This window comes from Bacillota bacterium (assembly GCA_013178415.1).
In the GTDB taxonomy this organism is placed as follows: domain Bacteria; phylum Bacillota; class SHA-98; order Ch115; family Ch115; genus Ch115.
This window is the reverse complement of the sequence record JABLXA010000001.1, coordinates 94,446-111,157: the sequence shown is the minus strand read 5'-3', so window position 1 is coordinate 111,157 and position 16,712 is coordinate 94,446. Positions and strand designations below refer to the sequence as shown.

Here is a 16,712-nt window from a genome sequence, read left to right as displayed (position 1 = left end):
TCAGCAGTGCGATCTACCGCCCCATAGGGCTCAGCTATTGCCAGGCAAGATCTGAAATCCGGCGATCTGAAAATGGCGATCAAAAGCAAAGGCCTTTGTTATTCCACGATCCTCCATCAGGGTAAAGCTAACTGCATCCGTGTAACTCAATGGGTGATCCCCATATTTTCTCAGGAAACCTTCCGCCCTTTGCTCCAGCTCCTCAGTTGAGTAGGCAACCATTATGCGCGGACTGCTCCGGACTAGGGACAGAAAGCGCAAGGCAGGGTTAGCACCCAATCCCTTCCTGAGAAGAATATAGGTTTCAGAAAGCACGAGGTTTGTGGTCACAAGTCGGTGACGTGAGAGCAACTGCGGGTAGATCGCCTTTGCGGCCGCATGATAGCGATCACTCCCGTCAGATATAGCGATCCACGCTCCGGTGTCAACGAAGATCTCATTCTGCATCCAATTCATCACCTGCCCGATGGGCATCGAATCCAGCGGTGTCATGGCCCCGGCCTCATTTGCGTGATGGCTAACGATCTCTACTATGCCTGATTAAGTAATTATCGTGTTTTTCTGCAATATCCCCCTTACCGGAATTCCCCAGTTCAATAAGCTGCATACCTGGGTCATCCTCGGCCGGGATCTCGGAAAGATATTTAGCTACGCTTTCACGAATAATATAAGCCACAGGGACTTCTTTCTGCCTGGCGATGAACTTTAAAGCTTCAAACTGTCGGTCATCGAGATAGACCTGAAAAGGATGCTTTTTAGCCACATATATCCCCCTGATCTCATTATATAACCAGACTATAATGATGTCAATCGTCATTATACAATATCTCATTAAGGTCGGCTCTGAGAATGCCTCCCTGCATCTTTTTCTCAATGGCACCGATGGAAATCAGTACGTCAATCGGGCAGCTGTTCATAGGTATCAGCAGATCCGGGCGGTGGGGCCTCCGGCGTGGTTGTCGCTGAATCGTCTAAGCTCGATGTCCCCTGAGCCTCACTTTCTGAGCTGGATACCTCCGGAGCCCCGAGTTCTGAGTTCGGCGTATCCTTGGACCTGCCCCCGGTTCCCGCAGCCCCCTCCTCATATGGGGACGAAGACGGTGACAGAGATAGAGATGGCTCCGTAGATGATGGGGTGGGTGAGGCTAATGACGGTGGGGATGACGGCGCTGGTGATGAGGTTGCTATTGCTGATGACGGCGCTATTGGAGGCGGAGATGTAGACGACGATGGCGTCGGCGACGAGGGACATGATTGCAATTGCGACGGCGATGCCGGCTGGGGAGACGTCTTGCTCACGATTTGCGTGACGCCGGGAGCCACTTGCGTGACGCCGGATGCCGCAAGCGTGATATTGGACGTCGCAGGCGTGGTGTTGGACGCCACGCGCGCGACACCGGGCAATTTCTGTCGCACTGCCGCAGAAGTAAACTTTGACGAGGGATTCCACAACATCCAGGTGCCTATTCCGAGTTCATGGGAAGCCTTGATTTGAGCTCTTACCTCATCCTCTCCATATTCGTGCCTCAAACTGAAATCCTGGAGCCAGGGGCGCATCTTTGCTCTGGCCCCGGCGATGCGACCAAGTCCATCTGTCAGGCTTTTCTTGACAGTCTCGAAGGGCCTTTGGTCTGGATCCTTCAAGCCATAGGAACTGCGGGTAAAGTGAGATGGATAGACCATTGGAGATACATAATCCACTATCTTGGCGATTTCCCCTATCCTTTGACCTATACCCATATCGTCGGAAGCAGAACAAGTGAGCCCGAAGACATCCACAGATAAAAGTATTCTGTATGGCGAGAGTTCCTCTTTTGCATATTTCAGGAACGAATTTATCGTGCCGACCCTAGATGACTCCGTCTGTTTGCTCAAAGCCTTAAAGGAAGCCTCATCCGGGAACCTTACGTAATCGAATTGAACCTCTGCAAACCCGAACCCCGCGGCTTCCTTGGCAATTTGCACATTGTACTCCCATACCTCACGCTTGTTCGGGTCGACCCAAGCTATCCCTTTGCGATCACACCATATCCTGCCGCCAGCATCCTTTATGGCAAGATCGGGGCGCCTTTTGGCTAGAACAGGGTCCTTGAAGACGACTATCCTGGCGATGGGGTAGATATTCTCCTTACGGCAGATGTTTACAAGAGCGCGGATATCCTTGACCTTCTTATATGATGCGCCGATCTTCCTTGCTAGTGCCACATTTGAGGCATAAGTCAGGAGCCCTGTGTCATCTTTGAGGTCGATCACTATGGCATTGAGTTCCGTCGACTTGATAAGTTCGATGAGATCATTGAGACGACCTGGCATGCCGGCAACCCACCCGGTCGCATATAGTGCCTTGACCTGATCTGGTGAAACAGTTATTCGAGGTACATCAGATGTAGCAATGGACGAATCAACAGACTGCTTCCAGGAAGTTGCTTCATCGAAATGGGTTTGGGGTTGGATTTGAGCCCGGGTCTGAGTCTGGGTTTGGGGTTGAGTTTGAGTTTGAATCTGAGCCTGGGCCTGAGATACGGTCGGCAATGCAGGCTTAGGATCGGGACCAGGTTTGGGCAATGGCGCAGATTTGGCGCCAGGTCCTTTCCTAGACGAATGACTGAGGGTGACAGTGCAAGGGGCATCAGAGCCATAATCCGGCCCATGAAGCGCCTGCGAAACAAGACTCGAAATACTGCAACCAGTCAGCAAGAACACTCCAGCGATTAATAGTATGATGAGAGCCATGACCTTTTTCAACTATGCCGACCTCCACCCACTCTACAGATACCAATACCCGACGGTAACCATCCCCGCCTGCCCGATTCGATAAGGGGGCACCCAATTCGATAACCAGTTCAATAAGATGGAGGCAAATTCAATAGGATGAAATTACAAGAGGCGCCCACGCCATCTCAGCTCAGAGTATGATACCTCTCCCTTGCCATCCTGGATAGCCTGGCATTTTCTATCGCTACAGCCACGAGATTCGCGAGGGAAGAGAGAAAATCAATCTCATCAGGGGCAAAATCTCTCGCCATTCTGTCATAAGCCCGGAGCACGCCGATTACCCGGTCATGGATGATGAGCGGCACACACAAGACTGCGCGGATGCCTTCATGCTCTGCCTCGTCCCTGTAATGGAAACGCTCATCAGCGGTGGCATCTCTGACAATTACAGGCCTCCGTCGGGTCACAACATCATAATCGAGAAGACTCTTTTCCAGATCAACTGGACCCTTCTGAAGATACTCATCGGAAAGGCCATAGGCCGCACTCACAGTCAATCGTTCGCCAAAACGGTCAAGAAGTCTCAGGGAAGATGCCTTTACCCCAAGACCATCAGAAACAGCCTGAACTATCAAATTGAGGATCTCCGAATGCTCACGCGATGATGCCATTTCAAAGGCAAGAGAGGAAATGATCCTAATTCTATGGGAAAGCCGGGAGTTGCGGATAGCGATAGCTCCTTGATTTGCAAGAACCAGGAGAATCTCAATCTCATCGTCGCTGAAATGGCGAATCTCTCCTGTGTACCCTCTCAAGACTCCAAGAAAGTGATCCTTGAGTGATAGAGGGACGCAAATCACCGACTTGATGCCTTCTCGTGCCATTTCCTCGGGGTATTGAACCCTGGGCTCGACGGTAATATCAGGAACATAGACGATCTTCCCTTGAAGAGCTTCCTGATCAATGGGACTTCTTTCTACCCGCACGGGGCCTTTGGAAAGGTATTCATCACTCAGGCCAGAAGCGGCGGAAATCTCGAGAAACCGCCCGCCGGGATCTAAAAGCCTAATGGAACCCGCCTTGAGTCCCAACAAATTGACAGTAGTCTTTACAATCGCGTCCAAAGCCTCATCTAGATCCAGGGTGGATGATATTGCCTCACACATTTTACAAACCGATCTTTTATCTAAGTCCCGCTGCATTGATTTCCTGCCCCGCACGGAAACTTGGCATGATCCGCGTTCTGTGGGCCGCCTCCTTTATTATTCGATGTATTTATTCTGTGCTTCGACGCACAAGCCCTGTCTCCTCTATATCACCTCCAAATTCCAGGATTCATATAATGCAATGTGTCCCTTTTAGGTATGGCTGTGCTGGCGCAAAGACTTCCGGATCCTTGCACGGGTAGATGGCCCCAGGCTCTCTATCTCCCTTGAAGCATAAAAGCCTTTATGGCCCTATCAAGCGGAAAGGAGGTGGCGGAGATGATCTGAAACGCTCAAATCCTTTTCTCAACCTTCGTCAACTAGTGGACATTTCAAATCAAAGGAGGAATAGGAAAATGTTCACGATAAAGAGACGCGCATTGTTGATGCGTCTCGCGTCCTGCATTGTAATGTTGGCTTCGCTGCTTTCTATTGGGTCCTCAGACCTTATGGCATCTGATGGCAAGCTCGCTCCACTTCGCCCTGAAGTGGTTGTCACTGTAGGGATGAAAAGAGCGCCTTCAGATTGTGGCCTTCTGATCGGGAGTTACAAAGGGTATTACAAAGAGCTTGGAATTCGGCTGGAAGAGATCCAATTCAACACAGGCCAGGATATGATCAACCTCCTCGGGTCCGGTCAGCTTGATGTGGGGTGCACTGTAACAGCGGCCGGGCTGTTCAACGCGATTTTAAGGGGAATCCCCATAAAGATCGTGGCAGATAAGGGCACGAATGTCCCTGGCCTTGGCTACTATCGCCTGGTCATCCGGAAAGACCTTGCCGGAAAGATCAAAGATGCCAAAGATCTTCGCGGCAGAAAAGTGGCAATCGTAGGCACAGCTTCCCTGGACGAGATTGCCTTAGACCGCTGCCTCAATTCAGGCGGTTTGACCACTAAAGATGTAGACCTTCAAATCATACGCTCATTCCCGGATATCCTCGCCGCCCTGAGCAATGGAAGTATCGATGCAGGGATGGTCATCGAACCATTTGTAGCGCAAGGGGCTGAAAAAGGCATAATCGACCGTTGGAAAGATCCGTCAGAATACGACCCGCATGCTCAGACAGCAATTCTCGTCTTTGGCCCAAGTATGGCGTCGAAACCTGAAGTGGCAAAGCGTTTCATGGTGGCCTATTTGAAAGCCCTCCGTGACTATAACGACGCATTTTTCAAAAACAAGGGAAAGGATGAGATCGTCAAGATCCTTGCTGAGACATCGACTGTAAGAGACCCTAAAGTCTATGAAAAGATGTTCCCTGTAGGCTTGAATCCAAATGGATATGTAAGGATGAAAGGAGTCCAGATGGATCTTGATTGGTATAAGGCTCATGGACTCCTGAAGGGGGAACTCAAAGCCGAAGATGTCGTAGATAACCAGTATTGTGATTTCGCAGTAAGTGTGCTGGGTGAGTATAAGTAGCTGAGGGGGATAAACCATGGGAGCCCGAGAAATCTATACTGCTGAACAAGCATTGAAAGCGCCCAAACAAGAGAAGACAGGACGTCTAGATGACCAAAGGCTGATCGATTCAGACGCGGATATCCTGATCCTTGATGAAGAGCCTGCTCCGACCTTAATGTCGCGTATCTTCGGGGCGAATGGCATCATGGTGAGGGTGCTCTATTTCGCCTCACCTGCCCTGATCCTATTAATCTGGGAGATCATGGCCAGGCTCAAGTGGGTCGACGTAAGACTCTTCTCCGCCCCGTCGCTCATCTTGAGATCATTCATCCCGATTGCGGCATCAGGCGAATTATCCATGCACATCCTGGTAAGCGCAGAGAGGATAGTGCTCGGCTTTTTGATCGGAAGTCTGGCTGGCGTAATTCTCGGGCTTCTCATGGGTCTTTTCCCGCCTATACGGGCAGCGCTAGGTCCAATGGTGGCAGCTACTTTCCCTATACCCAAACTCGCTATAATGCCGCTGATACTACTGGTCTTCGGCCTTGGCGAGACATCCAAAGTTGTTACTATTGCAGTAGGCGTCTTTTACCTTGTCTTGATAAATACCATGACCGGGGTGCTCAATATAGATAAGATCTACCTCGATGTGGCAAAAAGCTTTGGGGCCAGTAAGAGAGACTTCTATCTCACAGTGGCGCTGCCTGGTGCGCTGCCCATGATTTTCGCCGGTCTCAAACTCGGGATGGGCACGGCCCTTTTGTTGATTGTGGCGGCAGAATTGTCCGCCGCCAAGGCAGGCGTTGGGTATATGATCTGGCGGGCCTACGACATGTTCGATATTGAAAGAATGTTCGTAGGCCTCATAAACATATCACTTCTTGGGTATATTTTCTCTAACCTCCTAGACTTACTTGAGAGGGTCATCATCCCTTGGAAAGGGAGATAATTATGGGAAAAAGCAATCCAACCTCCGGTGTCCGCCCCTTGTCTGAGACGATCCACCTTCCAGCTGGCACTAAAATAGTCGTGCGGGATGTATCCAAGGTTTTCAAGACCCGTTCTGGCGAGGTGGAAGCGCTAAGGCAGGTCTCTTTTACAGTTCGGGAAGGGGAATTCATATGCATTGTCGGGCCTAGCGGATGCGGCAAGACGACACTGCTTCGCATCCTCGCCGGACTTGAGCGTCAGACATCTGGGAAAGTCTACATTGTAGCATCTCGAACCCGATCGCGAGAGAATTCAGCTGGCCTTCAGTCCGGCAACCAATCTTACCCCCAGGCTCATAGTGAGATAGATGATAACCAAGGCTTAGAGAGCATTCTTGACTTAGCTGGTCCCGGTCCTCTGACTTCTGTGGTTTTCCAGGAGCAATCTGTTTTCCCATGGCTCACTGTGAGGCAGAATGTGGAATATGGCTTGAGGGTGAGAGGGGTTCCCAGGGAGACGCGGCGCCGCGTGGCTGATTACTATATTCAAATGATAGGTCTTGGGAAATTCGCCGGCGCTTATCCTCACCAGCTTTCAGGGGGAATGAAGCAGCGGACCAGCGTGGCGAGAGCCTTTGCCAATAACCCTGAGATCCTCCTGCTAGACGAACCCTTTGGGGCCCTTGACGAGCAGAATCGCGTTCTATTGCAGCAGGAATTATTGCGGATCTGGGAAGGCTCGCGAAAGACTGCCATATTCATCACTCACAGCATCGACGAGGCATTGATCCTAGGCGATCGTGTACTCGTCATGACAGCAAGACCAGGGACCGTCAAGGCAGTCATCGATGTGAATCTTCCGCGGCCGAGGAAGGTGACAAAACTCAAAAGCCAGCCAGAATTTCTTGAGCTTTTCAATTGCATATGGGAGCAGCTCTCTGAGGAAGTATTAAAGGCCAGAGAGGCTGAGAGAACTGGAAAAGGTCGCCCAAGGAGATGGCTTTAGGAGATATTCTGCGCTCATTGCTCCGGCCCCAGTACGATTCGCGCTATCGGATCAAAGAGACCCACAACATATGATGATATTTGATTTGGAGGGGCCACAGACCTTATGCCATGCCCTTCCAGGTGATCATCCCCGGGCTCATATCGGCCGTAGCAGCAATAAAAAGGCTGGGGACAGGGAAAAAACAAGGCGGGAAATAAGCAAGGATCCTGCCTTAGCCATTCCATAGGGAGGGACCAGATATCCTGAGAGCCTATTTGATAGCCTGGCGCATAGCCTTGAGAAATGTGGAAAGATCTTCAGCCAAAGCTTCCGTCGCTGCAGGAAACTTGCAAAGAAGCAAGCGCAGACGGTCTGCAGATAGAACGAAGCCATAGACATTCCGGAAAACATGCCTAAATGAACGGAATTCGTTGAGCTTTTCCATGGTATCTTTGCGGAGCACAGGTGGCCTATGCGTTGGAAGATCAAGTGACATTTGTTTTAGAAGGGAAAAGTGCCATTCAGGGTCTGCAGGAATTGATCTGTCTATATCGCGAGCGATCATCTTGAAGATATTCTCCGCGGCCATATAGAAATCGTGAAGGACAGACCCCACTGCCCTCAGCATAAAAGAATCGGCCTTGTCGAATCCCGGCATTGACCGATCGGATGAAACACCGGCACGCTCCAGAAAGCCCCTTGCCTCAAGTTCTTCTCTCAAGTGAGCGATGTTCGCAAGTTCATCATGGATCCTGCTTTCAAGAATTTCGAACTCATCCTTGGTCAAGGGAGTTCAACCCCTTTCTCTCTAACTCTTTTAAGAAGGTCTGGGATTGCGTCCTCCGCTAAAATCACGCTCGGAGGGAATGGTGCCGTAATCTCTTCTATTTCGGCGAGCAACTTCCAATATTCCTTGACAAAACGGGACTGAAGTCCTTCCACGAGCAGGTCGATATCAGAATGCGCCGTAAAATGCGAGCTCCAAACAAGGGACCCATATAGGTAGACCCTTTCTGCTCCATATTTCTCACGCAGCAGGGCGGCAGCATGTGCGGCCTTTGCCAATGCTTGTTGTCGCCGCGCGGCAGCTTCCCGCTCCTGCTTGCGAGCGCGCTCCCGCCAGGCACTCCGTAATACCTCGATGTCCCTCATCCCGACTTTACCCCCACATTGTCGTGCGCTACGGCCCTGATACTTACATTCTACCCATTTACGCGGATGCCTCTATTCCAAATCTAGCAAAAAGATAGAATGAACGCAACCTTGATCGCGCGGAAAGGTCAAAAGGGCCCGTCTCAGGCGCGAGCTTCAGACCGAACCCTCTAATGAAACGGTTGAATTGCTCAAGCGCATCAACCTGAATGGCTAGATGAACACTGCCTGCTAGATGGCCATTGCGTCATGATGCCCGCCTCAGTCTAGTCGAATGGATCCTTCAATACCAGTGTCTCTCCTCGTTCTCTGCCGATGGACACGATAACAATCGGCGCGCCTGTAAGCTCGGATATACGCGATAGATATACCTTAGCAGCCTGGGGAAGATCCTCATAGTGTCTCACCTTACAGGATCCCTCTGGCCACCCCTCAAATTCCTCATACACGGGCGCACAATTCTCAAAGGCCTTGATAGTGCTTGGAGGAGTCGACAGTATCTTCCCGTCGAGCTTATACCCTGTACAAATTTTGACAGACGGCAATCCCGCCAGTGTATCAAGGTGCATAATGGCCAATCCCCACAGCCCGTTGACCCTGACAGAATACCTCACGAGCGCCGCGTCAAACCATCCGCATCTGCGGGCCCTGCCTGTTGTAGTGCCATATTCCATGCCCTTTTCGCGGAGTTCCTGCTGCAGCGGCCCATCGATCTCTGTGGGGAACGGGCCCTCTCCGACCCTGGTGGTGTACGCCTTGGCAACTCCTATAACCCGGTCGATCCGAGTAGGGCCAATCCCTGCTCCGGCGGCCATGCCTCCTGCTGTCGGCCATGAACTCGTCACATACGGATATGTACCATGATCAACGTCAAGAAGCGTGCCCTGCGCTCCTTCAAAAAGAACATCCTGGCCTCTATCGATAGCATCATTGACGAGGGATGAGCAATCCACCACAAATGGCCTTATCCTCTCGGCGTAAGCTAGATATTCCTCCATGATCTCATCCTTTGAAAACGGCGTGCCTCCATAGAGTCTTTCTATCTCCATATTCTTATGAGGCAATACCAATTCCAGGCGCTCGGAGAAGACCTCTGGATCCACCATGTCCGCGATCCGGATCCCTCGCCGGGCTATTTTATCAGTGTATACTGGTCCAATGCCCCGGGAAGCGGTCCCAATCTTTTTTGCGCCGCGCGCCTGCTCTTCCAGTTGATCAAGCGCACGATGATAGGGCATGATCACATGAGCTTTGTCTGAGATCCGGATTCCCGATACATCGATGCCCTTTGATGCTAATGCATCCATCTCCTGCAGCAAGACCGCCGGATCCACTACTACCCCATTTCCTATAACCGCAAGCTTGCCCTTATATAGAATCCCCGATGGTATCAGGTGGAGCTTGAAAAGCTCCTCCCCAACCTTCACAGTATGACCCGCATTGTTCCCTCCTTGATATCGGACGACCACATTCGCCCTGGATGCAAGGAGATCTGTTATCTTACCTTTTCCTTCATCGCCCCACTGAGTGCCTACTATACCTACTGTCGCCAAATCAGACGCCTGGTCCATGAAAGCTCAAAACTAACATCCCTTAATTCTGCAGGCCGGCCCCCCGTGACCAGGCTTTCGCTCCTTTCGGGATTGATTTATCCACCCCCGGGAATGGACCACAATATAGGGAGACCTCGGCCCGGGAATCTCCCCCGGGCGGGAGAACAGATTTATCCCGCGCTCCTCTTCAATTCTATATTGGCAAAGCGGGAGAATTCTTTCTGGAATAATAGCTTGATCGAACCTGTTGGACCGTTTCTCTGCTTTGCGATGATGACTTCGGTTATGTCCTTGTTCTCTGTTTCTTGCTCATAGTAGTCCTCCCGATAAAGGAAGATCACAACGTCGCTATCCTGCTCAAGGCTGCCTGACTCACGCAGGTTAGCAAGCCGCGGGACGGCCTTGGGATTTTGCTCAGCAGCCCGACTGAGTTGGGATAGGGCAATGACCGGAACATTGAGTTCCTTTGCCAGAGACTTTAAGGCGCGAGATATTTCGGAAACCTCCTGCTGCCGGCTTTCAGACCGATTTCTGGCGTGCAGCAACTGGAGGTAGTCAACGATCACAAGGCCGAGACCATATTGGGCCTTGGTCCTCCTGGCTTTTGCACGGAGTTCCATGACAGATATGCCAGGAGTATCATCTATGAATATTGGCGCTTCACTCAGGACACCAAGCGCATTCGAGAGCTTGGACCAATCAGAATCTTTCAAGAATCCAGTCCGGAGCCTCTGATTGTCAACCCCGGCGGCAGAACAGAGCATCTTCTGGGCTACCTGTTCACGTGACATCTCGAGGCTGAAGACAAGGACGGGTATTTTCTCGCGAACAGCCACATGCTCTGCAATGTTCAAAGCAAATGTAGTCTTGCCCATGCTTGGGCGTGCAGCGACTATTATCACATCAGATGGCTGAAAACCCGAGGTCAGCTGATCCAGGTCCATAAAGCCCGATGGCACTCCGGTGACCCCGCCCTTATGTGCATAGAGATATTCAATCCGCTCGAAACTCTCTATGAGCACGGACTTGATGTCGACGACGCCTTCGCTGCCCCTCTTCTGAGCTATTCTGAAGATCAGCTGCTCAGCCATGTCTAGCGCCGATTCAACATCTTCCTGGGCCTCATAACCAATGGCAGCGATTTCAGTTCCTGCAGTCACCAGGGAGCGCAAAATCGATTTATCTTTTACAATCCGTGCGTAATATCCGACGTTAGCCGCTGTAGGAACGAAATTTACAAGAGTTGTTATGTACGAGGCGCCCCCGACCTTCTCGAGGGCATTTTGTCTGCGAAGCTGCTCGGTGACAGTGACCACGTCTACAGGCTGACCTTTGTCATAGAGAGACAGGATCGCCTCATATATCAACCTGTGGGCCTCCTTGTAGAAGTCCTCAGGCAATAGTATTTCAAATGCTGTGGCGATCGCGTCCTTATCAAGCAGCATAGAACCCAATGTTGACTGCTCTGCCTCTATGTTCTGCGGAGGCATCCGATCAAATACAGCGCTCGTGGACGCCAAGGCCATTCACCTCACAGATAATTCTTGCATCAAGCACCACTTAAGCACCACTTGCGCTATTTCTTTCCTGAATAATATCCTCTTTTCCAGCCCGTCTTATACCGGCTTCACCCTTCAACCGGCGCCTGGGCTCACCTTCAAGTAACCGCTTTATAGTTTCATTTTCCACCTCCAGAGGAACAAGCATCTCATCTAGGATATCATTGATGTCCCGGGCAAGGATCACCTTGATTCCCGTTAGCTCCGGCGGCACATCCTTTGCATTTTCGGCAGGAATTATCACGGTCCTCATGCCAGCCTGGCGTGCCGCATAGATCTTTTCGAAAATCCCTCCGACTGGCTTTATCTTGCCCTGTATCGAGAGTTCCCCTGTAATGGCTACATTCTGTCTGACCGGAATTCGCTTGACCGCGCTATAGATAGCAGTAAGCACGGCGGCGCCTGCCGATGGGCCATCAATCAGACCGCCGCCCACTACATTCACGTGCACATCCCAGTCAGAGAGATCTTGGCCGGTGAGACGCCTGAAAACGGAGGCGGCGTTGAATACAGAATCCCTGGCCATGCTTCCTGCGGTTTCATTGAATCTGATGCTTCCTTTCCCGTTATCCTTTGCATCGAAAGCGATAGCCTCTATTTCTATGATAGATCCAAGATATTCACGCACTCCAAGGCCTAACACCCTGCCGACCTCACTTGTGTCGCTGGCCTTCGTAAGGACGCTTGGAATGAGACGGGATGTCTGTATCACCTCACGGACATCCTGACATGTAATGAGTAGGGGGCTATCAGAATTGTCCGCGCCTTTTCCCTTCCGAGCCCTGTGAAGAGCTACCCCGTAAGCGTCAGCCAAGATATTGACGGCCTTCCTCCCATCCGTGGCATAGTCACTTATAAGCTCCAAAAGCCCCTCTTCCAGGTTCACTTTCAACTTTCTAGCCGCATTCCTAACAATCTGCTGTATCGTCGCGGACGTGAGAGGCTCGAAGAATACCTCGGCCGCGCGGGAACGTAGAGCAGGGCTTATCTCCTCGGGATCGCGGGTCGTCGCGCCGATCAATACAAAATCGGCAGGGGCACCTTCTTCAAATAGCTTCTTGATGTATTTGGGCACATGCGGATCATCGGGATCATAATAGGATGAATCAAATATAACCCTCTTATCTTCAAGAACCTTGAGTAATTTATTGAGCAAAAGCGGTTCGAGCTCACCTATCTCATCGATGAATAGGACTCCTCCGTGGGCCTCGGTGACGAGGCCGAGCTTGGGCTCAGGCACACCACTTTCTGCAAAATCCTTCCTGGCCCCCTGATAGATGGGATCATGTACCGATCCGAGGAGAGGATTTGTGACCTCTCTAGGATCCCATCGCAAGGTCGTCCCATCTACCTCGACGAACTTTGCCTTTTTATCAAATGGAGTAAACTTGCTCTTCTTCGCTTCCTCCAGCACAAGCCTGGCCGCGGTAGTCTTCCCTACTCCCGGAGGCCCATAGAGTATCACGTGCTGTGGGAAAGGAGTCGCAATCTTGGTCAATAGCGCTTTTATGGCCCGCTCCTGTCCTATGACTTCTTTAAGAGACGACGGCCTTAAGATCTCGAGCACCGAGCGCGTAAGCCGCCTCTGCTCCAACTTCTCAAGCTGGGCATATTTTTTCAAAGTCTGCGCGTTATCAGGTCCGGTCTGCTCTTTGATGAGCTGCATCTTTATTTCACGCACATATTCCTCATGCCGTTTCTGCATTTTCTCAGCTATCTGTTTCTCGATCCTGTCTTCTACCGCCTTACGGGCAACAAGGTCCGCAATCTGATCCTCCAATTCTTCCAGCACAGCCGGGATATCCTCAGGACGCGGCACCGTCTCAATGGTGGGATCCTCATTGATGAGCCTCTGCAAAGCCAGCACCCGTTCCTCTAAAGCATGGGAACGCATGAGGCTTAAAGCGTCCAGCTTGCTCGCCCTGAGTATAAGCTTATCTGCCCCATAGATACTAGATAATAATCCGAATAGAGCAGCCGCCTGCCTTTTCACCTGTTCATCTGATGATAATTTTCTGACAAGTCCAGGGCTCGCTGTAGCCGCCAATTTTCTGATAAAAGCGCTGATTACCATGAGTCTCTCCCCCCACCGCGATGACACCGCCTGCGCCCCGGTTTTTGCGTCACCCTATGCCTCTGCCACAATCTCGACGCGAAGGTTCGCGACAACCTGGGGATGTAGTCTTACAGGCACTGTGTACGCTCCCACCGACTTTATTGGTTCCGCCAGTTCTATCTTCTTTTTATCAACCTCCACCTTCACAGTCGACATTATAGCATCAGATATATCCTTGGACGTGATAGATCCGAATAATTTGCCACCTTCACCAGCCCGCGCGTAAATCCTGATACTGGCTTCAGAAAGACGACTCTTGAGCTTCTGCGCTGATGCCAGTTCCCGCCTCGCCTTTTCATCCTCAGTCCTCTTCTTGTCAGCCAGCGCCTTTAAATTGGAGTCCGAGGCCTCTTCCGCCATCCCCCTCGGTATGAGATAATTGCGGGCGTACCCCTCAGCGACGTTCACAAGAGTACCTTGCTTACCGAGGTTCTTTACATCTTGCTTGAGAATAACCTTCATCCCCAACGCCCCCCGAATTAAGCATGAGAATCAAGCAGCTCTGGCCCTGATCTTCCTGAAATCAAACCAGCCGTCGAGAAGCCCTGCCCATACCAGAACCTGCGAAAACAATCTTGTAAAGGCCAGGAAGAATACCAGCAAATATCGAACTGGGATGCTTACCTTATATCTATCCATGAAAAACCAGGCGATGGAAAGTCCCTGGATCAGGAAAATATATGAAAACACCGCCATGAGATTAAAACCCGTCCTGAAGATGATATCCTGATGATAATATTGTCCCAGAACAGTCAAGACACCACCAAGAATATACCCCCATCCCCAGTACCATGCAAGATGCCAGGTCTGGAATTTTGGCAATGTGGGGATCTCATAGCGAAGCCTTCGCAATACAAATGTCGCCAGTAGATAATTTATCACACTCAACATTATAACAGCCAGGAGCACGATCGCGGGAAAGGAAATCTTGGCAATTGCAAGCATCTGCTCAAGGCTTTGCTTGGCGGTCGCTAGTTCCTTCTCAGGCATGCCCAGATTTCGATACAATGATATAGCGCTCTGTATACTCGTAGTAAATTCTCTTTCCAATTGTGCCAGGGAAAATCCAAAAGCTGCGGCTGAGATGCCGAAAAGAAGCGCTACGGAAAGAGCTACTGCTATACTCGTGATCCCTATCGTCAGTGCAGGCGCCAATTTGCGGCGCAGGCATTCGCCCAAAGATACCCCCGCTATTCCCACCTTTGCCAAAACAGTCACGCCCTGAATAGGACCAGTGATTACGCTGGTCCCTAGGACTGCGATGAGGGTGGCCAGAACGCCGGAACGCAAACCATGTCTTGTCACCAGCACGACTATAGGGATCGGGTACACCAGCGCCAGGAAAGGAATATAGGTGTCTAGAACACACAGGAGGATCGTTATGGAGACCAAGAGTGCTCCTTCTACCATCGCCTTCGTGGATGTGCGATCCTGCATTACTATTGCCTCACCTCTTCCTCTCCTTCATATACTTTTGAAGAGCGCTGAAATCTCCGTACCATTTCTCCAACTCATGTTCCTTCTCTATATTAGCCATAATCTTGCTCTCGACCTTGGCATCAAGGGCGGCGAAGCTTATCCCAAGGCGGCTGGCAAGAAGGTAAGTCCCGATGATCAAATTGGAAAGAGATTCAGAGGCAAGGTCCTCGCTGTCGCGAGCCATTGCCTGATATAGGGATGCCAGGCTCCCGAGAAGCTCTGTTTTGAGCCACTCGATGGCCTTCACCTCCCGCGCGATATCCACCCCACGAGCGACCTGCGTGCTCATATTGAAGTGTTCGTCAAGCATCCGGATCTCCCTCCCCGCAACGATTAAAAGGGGAGCACCCGGGCCCCCCTCTTTCACCCTTGTTATGGAAGCCCCTGCCACTCATTCCACGGTATATGGCAAAAGGGCCATCTGCCTTGCCCTCTTTATGGCAGTAGTCAATGCCCGCTGATGACGGGCGCAATTTCCCGAGATCCTCTTTGGCAGGATCTTGCCCCTGTCTGTAATATACTTACGTAATTTAGAGGCATCCTTGTAATCAATGAATTCTACCTTATCAACGCAGAAGCTGCATACGCGCTTCTTGCCTTTTTTCCCCTTCTCGCGTCTCACCTAAATCCCTCCTGATAAAAGGCAGTATCTCAAAAACTAGATCAATCACATAGAAGGTGCATCATCCGGGGCATCAAAATCTCCGGGAGACTGCCCGATCTCATCTTCAGAATACCCCTGGCCCTCCCGGCCACCCCTATCCAGGAATTCCACGCGATCCGCAACGACCTCCGCAGCCCGCCTCTTCTGGCCATCGGCAGTTTCATAGGAACGAATCTGCAGGCGGCCATCGATACCTACGAGTCGTCCCTTCGTAAGATAGTGGGAACAGGTTTCAGCCTGATTTCTCCATACAACGATATCTATAAAATCTGCTTCCCGCTCCCCTTGCTGGTTCGTGAAAGACCTGTTCACGGCTATCGTAAACGTCGCCACAGGCACTCCCGGCTGGGTATAGCGCAATATCGGATCACGAACAAGCCGGCCAACAAGCACTACTCGATTCATGAATAACACCACCCCAGGGCGACTACTTCTCTCTTCGCGTAACAAGATGGCGGATCACTTCGTCGGTAATCCTGAGCACCCTATCGACCTCATGCGCAGTCTCAGTCGTAGCCTTGAAATCAATCACTACATAGAATCCCTCAGTGCTATGATTGATCTCGTAGGCGAGACGCCTCTTGCCCCACCTGTCCAGCTTTTCGATTTCTCCACCGCCGTTTTTGATAAGCTCCTCAAACTTGGCGATGGTGGCCTCTATAGCAGCCTCATCCAGGTCGGGCCGGATTACAAACATTACCTCATAATCCCGCACCCTGCTCACCTCCCCTCGGACTTACGGCCCCGCGACGTGCGCGGAGCAGGGATCTTAAATATTATAACATTCACGTCCCGCAAACACAATTATATTCTGCGTGATCTCGCATAGGGCGCATAAAGTCAAAGGGAAGAAGGTTAAGGCATAGGAGGCATGATCTTCCTCACTGGCCATCTATCTATTTCTTCGTAGACAGACTCCCATGCTGCTTCGGCGGCGCCATCAGAGGGA

18 protein-coding genes are annotated in these 16,712 nt (G+C 51.2%); 3 read left to right on the top strand and 15 right to left on the bottom strand.

Annotation, left to right across the window (positions count from 1 at the left end):
* Positions 1-30: 30 nt before the first annotated feature.
* From HPY52_00525 to HPY52_00510, 4 genes are all read right to left on the bottom strand, one after another.
* The gene (locus tag HPY52_00525) at positions 31-492 is read right to left on the bottom strand and encodes a type II toxin-antitoxin system VapC family toxin (GenBank protein NPV78747.1); all 462 of its coding nucleotides are present in this window, start codon (positions 490-492) and stop codon (positions 31-33) included.
* 25 nt (positions 493-517) lie between these two features.
* On the bottom strand, positions 518-817 hold the full coding sequence (locus HPY52_00520) for a hypothetical protein (GenBank protein ID NPV78746.1): 300 nt from the start codon (positions 815-817) through the stop codon (positions 518-520).
* A gap of 80 nt (positions 818-897) precedes the next feature.
* The gene (locus HPY52_00515) at positions 898-2,745 is read right to left on the bottom strand and encodes a putative glycoside hydrolase (GenBank protein ID NPV78745.1); all 1,848 of its coding nucleotides are present in this window, start codon (positions 2,743-2,745) and stop codon (positions 898-900) included.
* Between the two features lie 155 nt (positions 2,746-2,900).
* On the bottom strand, positions 2,901-3,881 hold the full coding sequence (locus HPY52_00510; protein ID NPV78744.1) for a GAF domain-containing protein: 981 nt from the start codon (positions 3,879-3,881) through the stop codon (positions 2,901-2,903).
* Positions 3,882-4,276: 395 nt separating this feature from the next.
* On the opposite strand from HPY52_00510, the gene HPY52_00505 reads away from it, so the two are divergent.
* The 3 genes from HPY52_00505 (at position 4,277) to HPY52_00495 (ending at position 7,258) form a co-directional block, all read left to right on the top strand.
* Positions 4,277-5,341 (top strand): ABC transporter substrate-binding protein, encoded by a 1,065-nt coding sequence (locus HPY52_00505; protein ID NPV78743.1) that lies wholly within the window; start codon positions 4,277-4,279, stop codon positions 5,339-5,341.
* 157 nt (positions 5,342-5,498) lie between these two features.
* Positions 5,499-6,272, top strand: a complete 774-nt coding sequence (locus tag HPY52_00500; GenBank protein ID NPV78742.1) for an ABC transporter permease — start codon at positions 5,499-5,501, stop codon at positions 6,270-6,272.
* Positions 6,273-6,274: 2 nt separating this feature from the next.
* Positions 6,275-7,258 carry an ABC transporter ATP-binding protein gene (locus HPY52_00495; protein ID NPV78741.1) on the top strand — a complete coding sequence of 328 codons (984 nt, stop codon included), beginning with the start codon at positions 6,275-6,277 and terminating at the stop codon, positions 7,256-7,258.
* Positions 7,259-7,511: 253 nt separating this feature from the next.
* Here HPY52_00495 and HPY52_00490 read toward each other — a convergent pair whose 3' ends face one another.
* The 11 genes from HPY52_00490 to HPY52_00440 form a co-directional block, all read right to left on the bottom strand.
* On the bottom strand, positions 7,512-8,027 hold the full coding sequence (locus HPY52_00490; protein NPV78740.1) for a hypothetical protein: 516 nt from the start codon (positions 8,025-8,027) through the stop codon (positions 7,512-7,514).
* Entirely contained in the window at positions 8,024-8,392 is a 369-nt protein-coding gene (locus tag HPY52_00485) for a nucleotidyltransferase domain-containing protein (protein NPV78739.1), read from the bottom strand. The genes HPY52_00490 and HPY52_00485 overlap by 4 nt, the downstream gene beginning before the upstream one ends.
* Positions 8,393-8,658: 266 nt before the next feature.
* Positions 8,659-9,945: an adenylosuccinate synthase gene (locus HPY52_00480; protein ID NPV78738.1), complete on the bottom strand. Its 1,287-nt coding sequence runs from the start codon at positions 9,943-9,945 to the stop codon at positions 8,659-8,661.
* 170 nt (positions 9,946-10,115) lie between these two features.
* Positions 10,116-11,471 (bottom strand): replicative DNA helicase, encoded by a 1,356-nt coding sequence (dnaB, locus tag HPY52_00475; GenBank protein ID NPV78737.1) that lies wholly within the window; start codon positions 11,469-11,471, stop codon positions 10,116-10,118.
* Between the two features lie 34 nt (positions 11,472-11,505).
* The gene (lonC, locus tag HPY52_00470) at positions 11,506-13,578 is read right to left on the bottom strand and encodes an ATP-dependent protease, Lon family (protein NPV78736.1); all 2,073 of its coding nucleotides are present in this window, start codon (positions 13,576-13,578) and stop codon (positions 11,506-11,508) included.
* Between the two features lie 54 nt (positions 13,579-13,632).
* Positions 13,633-14,082, bottom strand: a complete 450-nt coding sequence (locus HPY52_00465; GenBank protein NPV78735.1) for a 50S ribosomal protein L9 — start codon at positions 14,080-14,082, stop codon at positions 13,633-13,635.
* A 30-nt stretch (positions 14,083-14,112) separates the two neighbouring features.
* Entirely contained in the window at positions 14,113-15,057 is a 945-nt protein-coding gene (locus HPY52_00460; protein ID NPV78734.1) for a YybS family protein, read from the bottom strand.
* A 10-nt stretch (positions 15,058-15,067) separates the two neighbouring features.
* Complete coding sequence (locus HPY52_00455) at positions 15,068-15,388, bottom strand: hypothetical protein (GenBank protein NPV78733.1); 321 nt, start codon at positions 15,386-15,388, stop codon at positions 15,068-15,070.
* Between the two features lie 102 nt (positions 15,389-15,490).
* Positions 15,491-15,721: a 30S ribosomal protein S18 gene (locus HPY52_00450; GenBank protein NPV78732.1), complete on the bottom strand. Its 231-nt coding sequence runs from the start codon at positions 15,719-15,721 to the stop codon at positions 15,491-15,493.
* 45 nt (positions 15,722-15,766) lie between these two features.
* Complete coding sequence (gene ssb / locus HPY52_00445; protein NPV78731.1) at positions 15,767-16,180, bottom strand: single-stranded DNA-binding protein; 414 nt, start codon at positions 16,178-16,180, stop codon at positions 15,767-15,769.
* Positions 16,181-16,190: 10 nt separating this feature from the next.
* A complete protein-coding gene (locus HPY52_00440; GenBank protein NPV78730.1) occupies positions 16,191-16,478 on the bottom strand; it encodes a 30S ribosomal protein S6 in 288 nt (95 codons plus the stop codon).
* Positions 16,479-16,712: the final 234 nt, after the last annotated feature.

Bases quoted from the DNA above. Each gene is read 5' to 3' on its own strand.
- HPY52_00525 (NPV78747.1), bottom strand. From the start codon at position 492: ATGACACCGCTGGATTCGATGCCCATCGGGCAGGTGATGAATTGGATG.
- HPY52_00520 (NPV78746.1), bottom strand. From the start codon at position 817: ATGACGATTGACATCATTATAGTCTGGTTATATAATGAGATCAGGGGG.
- HPY52_00510 (NPV78744.1), bottom strand. From the start codon at position 3,881: ATGTGTGAGGCAATATCATCCACCCTGGATCTAGATGAGGCTTTGGAC.
- HPY52_00505 (NPV78743.1), top strand. From the start codon at position 4,277: ATGTTCACGATAAAGAGACGCGCATTGTTGATGCGTCTCGCGTCCTGC.
- HPY52_00500 (NPV78742.1), top strand. From the start codon at position 5,499: ATGTCGCGTATCTTCGGGGCGAATGGCATCATGGTGAGGGTGCTCTAT.
- HPY52_00495 (NPV78741.1), top strand. From the start codon at position 6,275: ATGGGAAAAAGCAATCCAACCTCCGGTGTCCGCCCCTTGTCTGAGACG.
- HPY52_00485 (NPV78739.1), bottom strand. From the start codon at position 8,392: ATGAGGGACATCGAGGTATTACGGAGTGCCTGGCGGGAGCGCGCTCGC.
- dnaB (NPV78737.1), bottom strand. From the start codon at position 11,471: ATGGCCTTGGCGTCCACGAGCGCTGTATTTGATCGGATGCCTCCGCAG.
- lonC (NPV78736.1), bottom strand. From the start codon at position 13,578: ATGGTAATCAGCGCTTTTATCAGAAAATTGGCGGCTACAGCGAGCCCT.
- HPY52_00465 (NPV78735.1), bottom strand. From the start codon at position 14,082: ATGAAGGTTATTCTCAAGCAAGATGTAAAGAACCTCGGTAAGCAAGGT.
- HPY52_00460 (NPV78734.1), bottom strand. From the start codon at position 15,057: ATGCAGGATCGCACATCCACGAAGGCGATGGTAGAAGGAGCACTCTTG.
- HPY52_00455 (NPV78733.1), bottom strand. From the start codon at position 15,388: ATGAGCACGCAGGTCGCTCGTGGGGTGGATATCGCGCGGGAGGTGAAG.